This window comes from Paenibacillus sabinae T27 (assembly GCF_000612505.1).
GTDB lineage: Bacteria > Bacillota > Bacilli > Paenibacillales > Paenibacillaceae > Paenibacillus_AQ > Paenibacillus_AQ sabinae.
Genome location: NZ_CP004078.1, coordinates 2,879,537 through 2,891,700, shown reverse-complemented (window position 1 = coordinate 2,891,700; position 12,164 = coordinate 2,879,537). Strand labels below are relative to the sequence as shown.

The following is a 12,164-nucleotide window of genomic DNA, read 5'->3' as shown; positions in this document are numbered from 1 at the left end:
TTATTACCCAACCGTGTGGTATAGGGGATGATGCGGGTGAGAGGCTGTCCGTTTACGTTTTTTTGCCGCCGTCATAGAAGAACACACTGCCGAAGCGCCCCCGGTAGACCGGCTCGCCGAAGGCTTTTCGCCAACCCTCGAACAGACGTGTGGAAGCGTTGCTGCGGACAATGATGTATTCGGGCTTGTCGTAGGCCGCAATGTCCGGCAATGCGTCAGAGAAGCCGTACATCGACCGCTCGAATGCGGTCCAGCCGTATGCGCCGAGCGATTCGCGGGTGATGAAAGGGTCCTGCCTGCCGTCGCACAGAACGTCGCCTCCCCGGTACATCACATAGCCGGAGGACCCGTAGGGCGCCAGCACTTTCGGACGCGCGGTTCCCGTATGATATTTTAAAATATATGCCATCTCGTCGACGGGATAGCTGCGGGCGCTCACAGCGGGAGGGGAAGCAAAATTGAGGATGCAGTTGATGAGCAGGCCTCCTGCAAGCGCGGTCTTGATTATCCATGGCTTTAACCGAAGATCGGCCTTCCGCATCCAGGGAAAAGCTTCAAAGAACGCCCCGGCGAAATACGGAATGAACAGCCACATGAACAGGTTCTGCTTAAAGTTGGATACACCAAGATACATAATTCCCAGCATCAGAAAGAACCGGAACGGCTTCCGGTACAGCGAGAAGGGGAGGGTCAGGGCAAAAAACAGCAGCAGCAGCGTCATGGCCGACGTATCCCATTTGCCAAACGCGATCGGCTGCCATTCGTTGATCAGCATGTTGAAGTTATTTTTGCTAACCGTCAATATGTACAGCAGGCTCTTGATGCCCCCCGGATTGGGGAGACCGGCCAGAACCACCCCGGCAAAAACAAACACGCGCCGTCTATCCAGTTTCCGCGCAATCCAGGCTTCGAGGAAGGACATTCCCGTGAATACAACGATAACAAGCCAGACCCCAGCATGAAAATTGGCGATTCCTAGCGAGAGGGCGAGCATGGCAGCCGCCGGTTTAAGCAGTGGACGCATCTGGAACCTTCGCAAATACACAAAGAACCAGACAATCATCCACGACGAAACCATCTGCGGCCGGCCCTTGAAGTAGTTGTAGTAAATCCACACCGAAATCAGCAGCACAAAAGGCAGAAGAAACGGATGATCCTCCTTGAAGCCCAGCTCCCTGCGCGAAATTTTGGCCATCTGCAGCAGCCCGAGAATTAACAGAAACAGACAGAATGCCGTCAGCAGATAAACTCCGGGCCAGCCGAACGCCATATACAGACCCGCAGCGGCAATCTGAAACCCGAATTCATGCGGAATATAGGGCAGTCTGTCCCCGTAAAAAGTATGTATGGCGTGATGCAGCACGGTATGGTTCCGAATCATATACTGCCCGAGCTCGATGTGCCAGAAGGTATCCGGATCATTATAAGAATACTTCGGAAACATAGCCACGATCACGGCTGTTACGAGCAGGCCGTAGGCGGCTTTGAGCCATTTGGATGTTGTCAGCAAAACATTACCCCCAGTTCTCTGTATAAACAACCGTTCGTTTATAACTATAACTGATAAAAGCTATAAAATGATAATAATTGACCTGTCTCACCTACTATGATAGGTTCTAAAGAGGGATATACTAATTGAGATAAAGATACTTGGAATTTATTAAGATGAACATGAGGCGGGTGGATATTGTTGGAACTTCAAGTAACGAATAGTCCGTTTAATCAGGAGCAGGCGGAGCTGCTGAACCGTCTTCTGCCAACCCTTTCGGAAGGCCAGCGGGTGTGGCTCAGCGGGTATCTGACAGCACTTGGGGCTGCGGCCCTCGCGCCTTCCGCCGGAGCGGTTCCGGCTGTGAATGTACAGGCTCTGTCTGCGCCTGTGAGCGCGGTAACGAAGGATGTAACCGTGCTCTTCGGATCACAGACGGATAACGCCCGCAGACTGGCGAAGAAATTCGCCAATAGACTGGAGGAGCTTGGATTCAAGGTCGTTCTATCCGCAATGAGCGATTTCAAACCGAATACGCTTAAGAAGGTCGAGAACCTTCTTGTTCTGGTAAGCACCCACGGTGAAGGGGAGCCGCCGGACAATGCGATTTCCTTCTATGAATTCCTGCACAGCAAGCGGGCGCCGGAGCTGTCCTCGCTGCGTTACTCCGTGTTGGCGCTTGGGGATATGTCCTATGAATTCTTCTGCAAGACAGGCAGGGATTTCGATGTGCGCCTGGAGGAGCTGGGAGGCAAGCGCATCGTTCCCCGGACCGATTGCGACGTCGATTTCGAAGAGCCGGCCGCGGAGTGGATGAACGCCGTTATTGCCGCCCTTGAAGAAGGAACCTCGATTCATGCGGCCGGCAACGCCGGGGCCGTCCTCGCAGAGACCGGAACCGAATCGGAATATTCGAGAAGCAATCCGTTCTACGCCGAGGTGCTGGAGAATCTGAACCTCAACGGGCGCGGTTCGGACCGCGAAACCCGTCATCTCGAGCTTTCCTTGGAAGGCTCCAATCTGAAATATGAGCCGGGCGACAGCCTCGGGGTGTATCCCGAGAATCATCCGCGGCTTGTCGAAGAACTGATCCAGGCTGCGGGCTGGAAACCGGAAGAGCCGGTACCGGCGGGCAAAAGCGGCGAGCTTCCGCTTCGCGAAGCGCTCCTCCGCCACTATGAAATCACGGTGCTGACCAAGCCGCTGCTTGAGCAGGCGGCCGCTCTGGCGCCCGAAAGCGGGCTGAAGGAGCTGCTGGCGCCGGGCCGCGAGCAGGAGCTTCGGGCGTATGCCGAAGACCGGGATTTGCTTGATCTCGTGCAGGATTATGCCCTGACCGGCATCCCGGCAGCCAATTTCGTGAAGATTCTGCGGAAGCTTCCTGCACGGCTGTATTCCATTTCCAGCAGTCCAGAAGCGTACCCGGACGAGGTCCATATCACGGTCCGCGCCGTACGCTACGAGACCCGTGGAAGAGACCGCTACGGCGTCTGCTCCGTCCAGCTGGCGGAACGGATTCAGCCGGGAGACAAGCTGCCGTTGTTCATTCAGAGTAATTCGAACTTCAAGCTTCCGGAGAACCCGGACGCGCCGGTAATCATGATCGGACCGGGAACGGGCGTCGCTCCTTTCCGCGCTTTTCTTGGAGAGCGTGAGGAGACCGGGGCGCAAGGCAAGACATGGCTGTTCTATGGCGACCAGCATTTCTCAACTGACTTCCTGTACCAGGTTGAATGGCAGCGCTGGCTCAAGGAAGGCGTGCTGACCCGGATGGATGTCGCATTCTCCCGGGATACCGACAAGAAAGTCTACGTCCAGCACCGCATGCTGGAGAAAGCAAGCGAACTGTACCTGTGGCTGCAGGAAGGCGCCGTGGTATATGTATGCGGCGACGAGAAGAAAATGGCGCATGACGTCCACAAGGCGCTTGCCGCGATTCTCGAGCAGGAGGGCGGACTCAGCCCGGAGGCAGCCGCCGAATATTTGACCCAGATGCAGCAGCAAAAACGTTACCAGCGCGATGTATATTAAGCCCGCAACAATCAATCGCCGAGAGGAGTAGAGCAACATGGCAGTTTACGAAAAATATCCGCCGCATGACGCTCCCCACAGCGATGTGGAGGATATCAAGCGCAGAAGTAATTATTTGCGGGGAAGCCTCACGGAGACGTTGGCCGATCCCCTCACAGGCTCCATTCCCGAGGACGATAACCGCCTGATGAAGCATCACGGCAGCTACATGCAGGATGACCGTGACCTCCGGGCTGAGCGGGCCAAATCGAAACTGGAGCCGGCTTACCAATTCATGCTCCGCGTCCGCGCGGCCGGCGGGGTCGTTACACCCGATCAATGGCTGATGATGGACCGGGTTTCCCATAAATACGGCAACGGCACCATCCGTTTGACGACCCGGCAGTCTTTCCAGCTTCACGGCGTCATCAAATGGAATCTGAAAAAGACGATTCAGGAAGTCAACGATTCGCTGCTGAGCACGCTTGCCGCCTGCGGCGACGTGAACCGCAACGTCATGTGCAACCCGAATCCGTACCAATCGGAGATCCACTCGGAGGTCTACGAATTGGCGAGCAAGGTCAGTGATCATCTCGATCCGCGTTCGAAAGCGTATTACGAAATCTGGCTGGACGGCGAAAAGGTCGTCGACAGCTTGGATGGTACCGAGCAGGAGCCGATTTACGGTCCAGTCTATCTGCCGCGCAAGTTCAAGATCGGGATTGCCGTTCCCCCATCCAATGATGTGGATGTGTTCTCTCAGGATCTGGGCCTTATCGCGATTATCGAAGACGGCCGCCTTGCAGGCTTCAACGTAAGCGTAGGCGGCGGCATGGGCATGACCCACGGCGATCCGAAGACCTACCCGCAGCTTGCCAAGGTCATTGGCTTCATTACGCCGGAGCAGCTGATCGACGTGGCCGAGAAGACGGTTACCATCCAGCGGGATTACGGCGACCGCGCCGTCCGCAAGCATGCCCGTTTCAAATATACACTTGACGACCGGGGCCTCGATTGGTTCACCGGCGAGCTGACCGAGCGCCTCGGCTGGGCGCTGCAGGATGCGCGTCCTTTCAAGTTTGACCATAACGGCGACCGTTACGGCTGGGTCAAGGGGAGCGACGGCAAATGGCATTTCACGCTCTTCATCCAGAACGGCCGGATCAAGGATGAGGACGGCTATCCGCTGATGACGGGCCTGCGCGAAATCGCCAAGGTTCATACGGGCGACTTCCGTCTGACGGCCAACCAGAACCTGATCATCGGCGGCATTACGAGCCGTAATAAGAAGAAAATCGAAGGTCTGATCAAGGAATACGGATTGACCGACGGTATTCAATACTCGGCGCTGCGCCGGAATTCGATGGCCTGCGTGGCGCTTCCGACCTGTGGCCTGGCCATGGCCGAGTCCGAGCGCTATCTGCCGGAGCTGCTGGACAAACTTGATCTGATGCTGGAAGAAGCCGGACTCCGCGACGAGGACATCGTTATCCGCATGACCGGCTGCCCGAACGGCTGCGCCCGCCCGGCGCTGGCGGAGCTGGCATTCATCGGCAAGGCTCCGGGCAAATACAATATGTATTTGGGCGGCAGCTTTACCGGCGACCGGCTGAGCAAGCTGTACAAAGAGAATATCGGAGAAACCGAGATTCTGGGGACACTGGGGCCGATCTTCAACCGGTATGCGAAGGAACGGGAGAGCGGCGAGCATTTCGGCGATTTCGTCATCCGCGCTGGCTACGTTCCGGCAGTGCTGGACGGCCGGGATTTCCATGCCTAACCGCAGATAGAATCCGAAACCGATGCGACTTCTTCCCAATTAAAAATATATTGACAAGGGCTTCCCGCTCAGGGAGCCCTTCGTTTTATTTCACCACATTTCTCCAAAGGATAAAATTTGTATATTGAAAATGTGACGGAATCTGCTGATTCCGGGTAATCACTATATAAGATGAACTTGAAAAATGTAATCAGTGCAAGGAGTAACGAAGGGGAAGTTTGGAACTGTAGGAGCGATAGCGATCGCCTTTGTCTCCGGATTTCAACTGCGAAGAGCGGTTAATCGAGAAATCTGGAGACAACAGCGGCCGGAAGTCCAAACGTTCCTCGTAGTTGCGACTGGTATCTGATAGGAAAATCTTAAGTTCAGCTTATATAGTGTCCAGCATGGATGCAAATTTTCCAGTTTTACATAAGACATGCAGCCCGAGAGGTCTACAACACCAGCGGAAGGAGATGACGCAAATGAAGTGGCAGGGGAGAAGAGGAAGCTCGAACGTTGAAGACCGCAGAGGCATGGGAGGCAAGGCGGTTATCGGCGGAGGGCTTGGAGTAGGCGGGATTATCATATATCTGATCATCACGCTGCTCGGCGGGAATCCTGGCGATATCCTGGACAGCATCACGACGACCACAACCAGCACTCAAACCTCCGGCGAATACCAGCCGTCCGAGCAGGAGCAGGAGCTGGCAAAGTTTGTATCTGTTGTTCTCGCCGATACGGAGGATGTCTGGTCTGAAGTATTCAGACAGAAAGGGCTTACGTATGAAAATCCGAAGCTTGTCTTATATACGGACAGCGTTCAATCGGCCTGCGGCACCTCAAGCTCGGCGGTAGGGCCGTTCTATTGTCCGGGCGACCATAAGTTGTATATCGATTTAAGCTTCTATGACGAGCTTCAGCAGAGGTTCCAGGCTCCCGGTGACTTTGCGATGGCTTATGTCATTGCCCATGAGGTTGGACACCATGTGCAGACGCTGCTCGGCACTACGGATAAATACGCTTCCCGTATGCAGCAGGACAACGCGTATCAGGTTCGGTTCGAGCTGCAGGCGGATTACTTGGCCGGCGTCTGGGCGCATTACGCACAGGACAAGAATTTGCTCGAAGCGGGGGACATTGACGAGGCCCTGAACGCGGCAAGCGCTGTGGGCGATGATACTTTGCAGGAGAAGGCCAGAGGCTACGCCGTACCGGAAACCTTCACGCACGGCACTTCGGAGCAGAGGAAGACGTGGTTCAATAAAGGGTTTGAGTCGGGGACCCTTGAGGGCGGAGACACCTTTGCCGCAGGCTCGCTGTAGGTCCTGTGAAAACAAGGAATCTTGGGTTGGCATAACTTTCATTAAACATGCCGGGACGGTTTCGGCAGGCTCCATTTCGGGTAATAATAAGCAGGTGGGAAGTGGAAGGTATCAATTGTCGGCTGGAAAGACATGAAGTGTGTAATTCCGAAAGGTAGTTGATTCACCCATGTACTATCTGAAAGGCAGAAGAAGATCTTTGCGAAGGTCGATTCTTCGTAAATGGATTTCAGGGAAATTACCCTAGCAAGAGGGTATTCGCATAGAACGTTCACTTCTCACCATTAATGCTCTGCGGCGTTAGCCGCAGAGCTTGTTTTTTGTAGATCAAAAGGGTACCAATCGGTGCTTTTCTTTTCCTTATGTACTTATGTAGCGGTATAGCTATCCCCGGCGATAGGCCCGTTTGTGAAAAGATTCGATATACCGGAAAAGCGAACGGCCGTCGTCCGTGACTACCACTTCGGGATTTAGCGGCAGCAGCATTGCCGTGTACGGCTCCGGAACCCAAATGTATTGATGAACATACGCGGTCTTGATGAAGCCGCAGCGCTCCCAGAAGTGAAACCGCTCGGCATGCGCCGCCGTATCGCCGGCCTCTACCTCAATAATAATCGCCGAGACGCTGTGCGCCTTGACGGCCCAGTCCCGGATTTTGCCAAGAAATACTCTTCCGATGCCTTTACCCCGCAAATCTGCCCGGACGGCCATGTAATCAATAATCAGCTTGATGTCCGGCGCGGACCCGGCCAGTCCCGTCACAGCCATCGCTTGCGCTTCGTCCCCATTCATGAGAACATGCATGACCGCGACTCCCTTTTCCAGCATGCTTCGCAGCAGCCCCTCCGGTTTCGCCCCGCTGGGGAAAGCTTCCCGGTAGATCGGACCGGCTGCTCTCCAGTACCCGTCGTCCCAATGCGTCAGCGTTACAAATTCATGTCTCATACTCGCCTCCGGTTTCGGTCTTTGTTGACCGCATTCCTAGCATAAAATATGATCTAACTATATCATACGGCATTTTGGATAAACGATCACACTAGGTGATGGAGGAGCAGAGCATGTACAATCGAAACCGTAAAGTGAGCGAATTAGATGCTGAAAAAGGAGCGCGGGCATGAGTAAATTTTGGAGTGAAACGGTAAAAGGCATTACACCCTATGTACCTGGTGAGCAGCCGGGAGCCAGAAAGGTTATCAAGCTGAACACGAACGAGAATCCCTACCCGCCGTCAGATCAGGTGCTGGATGCAATGAAAGCCGCCGTCTCCGGACGGCTCAAGCTGTACCCCGACCCGGAATGCGCGGGACTCCGGCAAGCCGCCGCCGACTATTATGGCCTGCCGATAGAGAATATTTTTGCCGGCAATGGATCGGACGAAATTTTGGCTTTTTGCTTCAAGGCTTTTTTCAACCCGGGAGAGACGATTGTTTTCCCCGATATTACTTACAGCTTCTATGAAGTGTATGCCAGACTATTTGAAATCTCCTATGAAAAAATCCCGTTGGACGAGCATTTCGACATCCCGCTGGAATCTTTCTTTGGGCCTAACGGCGGCGTTCTGCTCGCCAATCCGAATGCGCCAACTGGCAAATTCACCCCCGTTGACCGTATCCGGCAAATTCTTGAGCATAATCTGGATAAAGTCGTCATTATTGACGAAGCGTACATCGATTTCGGCGGCGAATCCTGCGTGCCGTTGATTCCGGATTATCCGAATCTGCTTGTCGTCCATACGTTTTCCAAGTCGCGTTCGCTTGCCGGGCTGCGCATTGGACTGGCTCTGGGGCAGAGCGAACTGATCGAAGGCCTGAACCGGGTGAAGAACAGCATCAACTCCTACACCCTGGATGCCATTGCCCAGGTCGGCGGGGAGCAGTCCCTTCGTGATACGGCAACGTTTGAACGAAATGTGCGCCGGATTATCGAGACACGGGAGCATACGGTCAGCGCGCTGCGGGAATTGCAGTTCGAGGTGGTTGACTCGCGGGCGAATTTTATTTTTGCGACGCATCCCGGGATTCCAGCCGCCGATCTATTCGATGCCCTCCGGCAGCGGGATATCATCGTCCGTTATTTTGCCAAGCCCAGAATCGACAATTATTTGCGAATCAGTATCGGGACGGATGAAGAAATGGAGGCCCTTTGCCGGGCGCTGGAAGACATTGTGCTCAAAAAATAACCTGTGACCGGTTGAATATCCGCCGCCGCTTATACATATAGTCTCATTACAACGATTTAAGCCGCTTGCACAGGGTTGCCACAGGAAGGGTGGAGCCGGATGAAACGGTCAAATCAAAGAAGAGGCTGTACGGCTCAAAATTAACCGTCCATTCAGGGCTATGCCTGGAAATTTCGCTTCCCGGGCATAGCCCTTTTTGTCTTTTTACCTGTGTGGCAATGAGAAGGAGGGGTTCCGGTGATACAACTCGACGGAGACAGCCTGACGCTGAAACAGGTCGCCGGCGCGATATTCTCCGGAGACAAGGTGAAGATTAGCGATGAGGCCCGGGTCAAGGTCAACCAATCCAGAGCGATAATTGATTCTATTGTAAAGCAGGGACGAAGCGTGTACGGGGTAACGACAGGTTTCGGGAAATTCAGCGATACCGTCATTTCGCCCAAAGATGCAGAGAAGCTGCAGCTCAACCTGATCCGCAGCCACGCCTGCGCCGTCGGAGAGCCGCTGCCCCCGGATACGGTCCGAACGATGCTGCTGCTAAGAGCCAACGCTCTGGCCAAAGGCTACTCCGGCATTACGGCGAACGCACTGCAGCTGCTTATCGATATGCTGAACGGCGGAATCACCCCGGTCATCCCCTCCCAGGGCTCGCTTGGAGCAAGCGGCGATCTGGCGCCGCTCTCGCATTTGGCGCTCGTGCTTGTGGGAGAAGGAGAAGCGCTGGTGCAAGGGGAGCGGATATCCGGCTCCGAGGCGCTGCGCCGGGGCGGCCTTACGCCGATCAGACTGCGGGCCAAGGAAGGGCTTGCGTTAATCAACGGCACGCAGGCGATGACGGCGATCGGAGTGATGGCCTATCTGGAGGCCGGCCGTCTTGCCGCCCTTGCGGACGGCGTTGCGGCCCTGACGCTTGAAGCGCTGAGAGGAATAACCGACGTCTTCGCGCCCGGTTCCCATCTGGTAAGGCCTTACCCGGAGCAGCGGCTTGTCGCCGGGCGCATTCTTGACATGCTGAACGGCAGCGCGCTTACAACCGCGCAGGGAGAAATCCGTACCCAGGACGCGTATTCCCTTAGGTGCATTCCCCAGGTGCACGGTGCGGTTCGGCAGGTGCTTGCCTACGTGAGGGAGAAGCTGCTCATCGAGATCAATTCGGCAACGGATAATCCGCTCGTGTTCCCGGATACCGGTGAGGTGGTATCAGGCGGCAACTTCCACGGCCAGCCCATTGCCTTCGCGATGGATTTCCTCGGCATTGGCATGGCCGAAATCGCCAGCATCTCCGAGCGCCGGATCGAACGGCTCGTGAATCCGCAGCTAAACGACCTGCCGGCCTTCCTGAGCCCCGATCCGGGCCTGCAGTCCGGCATGATGATCGCCCAATATGTCGCGGCCTCCCTCGTCTCGGAGAACAAAACGCTGGCGCATCCCTCCAGCGTGGATTCCATTCCTTCGTCAGCGAATCAGGAGGACCATGTCAGCATGGGTACGACGGCGGCGAGGCACGCGGCCCTCATCGTCGGCAACGGCTACAAGGTATTGGCGATTGAGGCGATCTGCGCGGCTCAGGCCGTGGAAATCCGTGGGGCTGAACGGCTCGCTCCGGCAACCCGAAAGCTGCTTGGCCTGATTCGTTCGGTCGTGCCTCCCTTAACGGAAGACCGTTCGATGAGCGGAGATATCGAGCGGCTGGTGCTGAGTATGAAGACGCAGGACTGGGGCATGGAAGGGGGATTTTGAATGCCGGATCATGGGCGTATTATCCGCGCTCCGCGCGGCACGAAACTGAACACCAAGGGCTGGGTGCAGGAGGCCGCCTTACGAATGCTGATGAACAACCTGGACCCTGAGGTAGCGGAGCATCCGGAACAGCTCGTTGTTTATGGCGGCATCGGCCGGGCGGCCCGCAGCTGGGAGGCGTTTGACCGGATCGTTTCCTCTCTAAAGGAGCTTGAAGAGGACGAAACGCTGCTGATTCAGTCGGGGAAGCCTGTAGCGATTTTCAGGACGACCAAGGACTCGCCCCGCGTGCTGCTGGCGAACTCCAATCTGGTGCCAGCCTGGGCCAACTGGGACACCTTTCATGAACTCGATAAAAAAGGGCTGATGATGTACGGCCAGATGACCGCCGGAAGCTGGATCTATATCGGTACGCAGGGGATTCTTCAGGGGACCTACGAAACGTTTGCAGAATTAGCAAGGCAGCATTTCGGGGGCACTTTGAAGGGGACGATCACGGTGACAGCCGGTATGGGCGGCATGGGAGGAGCCCAGCCACTCGCCGTTACGATGAATGATGGCGTCGTAATCGGCATAGACGTAGACAAGACCCGGATTTTAAAAAGAATCGGAACCCGCTTCTGCGACCGGCTGGCGGAGGATCTTGACGACGCGCTTGCCTTGGCCGCAGAAGCGAAGGGGCGCAAGCGGCCCCTTTCCATCGGACTCGTGGGCAATGCCGCGGAGGTGCTGCCGGAGATGATCCGCCGGGGCTTTATTCCCGACATTGTTACTGACCAGACCTCGGCGCATGATCCGCTCAACGGCTATTTGCCGGCAGGGTTGACGCTTGAAGCAGGGAGCTTGCTGAGGAACAGCTGCCCGGAGCAGTACATCCGGCAGGCCAAATCCTCCATCGCCATTCATGTGCGGGCCATGCTCGAAATGAAACGGCAGGGGGCCATCACCTTCGATTATGGCAATAACATCCGTCAAGCTGCCTTCGATGAGGGTGTTAAGGATGCATTTGCTTTTCCGGGATTCGTTCCGGCTTATATCCGGCCGCAATTTTGCGAGGGAAAAGGACCGTTCCGCTGGGTGGCGCTGTCTGGCGACCCAGAGGATATTTACAAGACGGATGAAGTGATCTTGCGCGAATTTGCAGGTAACGAAGGGCTGTGCAAATGGATTCGGCTGGCGCGCGAGAAGGTGGCGTTTCAGGGGCTGCCGGCCCGCATCTGCTGGCTCGGTTACGGTGAGCGCGCCCGCTTCGGGAAGATCATCAACGATATGGTGGCATCCGGTGAGCTGAGCGCGCCGATCGTCATCGGCCGGGATCACCTCGACGCCGGGTCGGTGGCCTCCCCCAACCGGGAGACCGAGCGGATGAAGGACGGCAGCGATGCCGTTGCCGACTGGCCGATCCTGAATGCCCTTGTCAATACCGCCGCCGGTGCGAGCTGGGTGTCGGTGCATCACGGCGGCGGGGTCGGCATGGGGTATTCGCTGCACGCGGGAATGGTTGTCGTTGCGGACGGGACGGAGGATGCCGGCAGGCGGCTGGAGCGCGTACTGACGACCGATCCCGGCATGGGCGTTGTCCGTCATGCGGATGCCGGGTATGAGCTTGCCGTGGAGACCGCGAGGAACAAGGGAATTCAAATCCCGGGATTGCCGTAAAGG

Annotated in this window: 8 protein-coding genes; 6 read left to right on the top strand and 2 right to left on the bottom strand. The window is 56.0% G+C overall.

Annotated features, from left to right (window positions below; all coding sequences use genetic code 11):
* Positions 1-52: 52 nt before the first annotated feature.
* A complete protein-coding gene (locus PSAB_RS13210) occupies positions 53-1,510 on the bottom strand; it encodes a hypothetical protein (RefSeq protein ID WP_025335056.1) in 1,458 nt (485 codons plus the stop codon).
* A gap of 180 nt (positions 1,511-1,690) precedes the next feature.
* Here PSAB_RS13210 and PSAB_RS13205 point away from each other — a divergent pair, with 180 nt between their 5' ends.
* The 3 genes from PSAB_RS13205 to ypfJ all read left to right on the top strand — a co-directional run bounded on the left by PSAB_RS13205 (position 1,691) and on the right by ypfJ (position 6,583).
* The gene (locus PSAB_RS13205) at positions 1,691-3,520 is read left to right on the top strand and encodes an assimilatory sulfite reductase (NADPH) flavoprotein subunit (RefSeq protein ID WP_025335055.1); all 1,830 of its coding nucleotides are present in this window, start codon (positions 1,691-1,693) and stop codon (positions 3,518-3,520) included.
* A gap of 37 nt (positions 3,521-3,557) precedes the next feature.
* Positions 3,558-5,279, top strand: a complete 1,722-nt coding sequence (gene cysI / locus PSAB_RS13200) for an assimilatory sulfite reductase (NADPH) hemoprotein subunit (protein WP_025335054.1) — start codon at positions 3,558-3,560, stop codon at positions 5,277-5,279.
* Between the two features lie 464 nt (positions 5,280-5,743).
* Entirely contained in the window at positions 5,744-6,583 is an 840-nt protein-coding gene (gene ypfJ / locus PSAB_RS13195) for a KPN_02809 family neutral zinc metallopeptidase (RefSeq protein ID WP_025335053.1), read from the top strand.
* Positions 6,584-6,967: 384 nt separating this feature from the next.
* On the opposite strand, the gene PSAB_RS13190 is transcribed toward ypfJ, so the two are convergent.
* A complete protein-coding gene (locus PSAB_RS13190) occupies positions 6,968-7,528 on the bottom strand; it encodes a GNAT family N-acetyltransferase (protein ID WP_025335052.1) in 561 nt (186 codons plus the stop codon).
* Positions 7,529-7,697: 169 nt separating this feature from the next.
* Here PSAB_RS13190 and hisC point away from each other — a divergent pair, with 169 nt between their 5' ends.
* The 3 genes from hisC to hutU all read left to right on the top strand — a co-directional run bounded on the left by hisC (position 7,698) and on the right by hutU (position 12,161).
* Positions 7,698-8,762 carry a histidinol-phosphate transaminase gene (hisC, locus tag PSAB_RS13185; RefSeq protein ID WP_025335051.1) on the top strand — a complete coding sequence of 355 codons (1,065 nt, stop codon included), beginning with the start codon at positions 7,698-7,700 and terminating at the stop codon, positions 8,760-8,762.
* A gap of 237 nt (positions 8,763-8,999) precedes the next feature.
* Positions 9,000-10,502, top strand: coding sequence for a histidine ammonia-lyase (gene hutH, locus PSAB_RS13180; protein ID WP_025335050.1), 1,503 nt, complete (start codon positions 9,000-9,002; stop codon positions 10,500-10,502).
* Entirely contained in the window at positions 10,503-12,161 is a 1,659-nt protein-coding gene (hutU, locus tag PSAB_RS13175; protein ID WP_025335049.1) for a urocanate hydratase, read from the top strand.
* Positions 12,162-12,164: the final 3 nt, after the last annotated feature.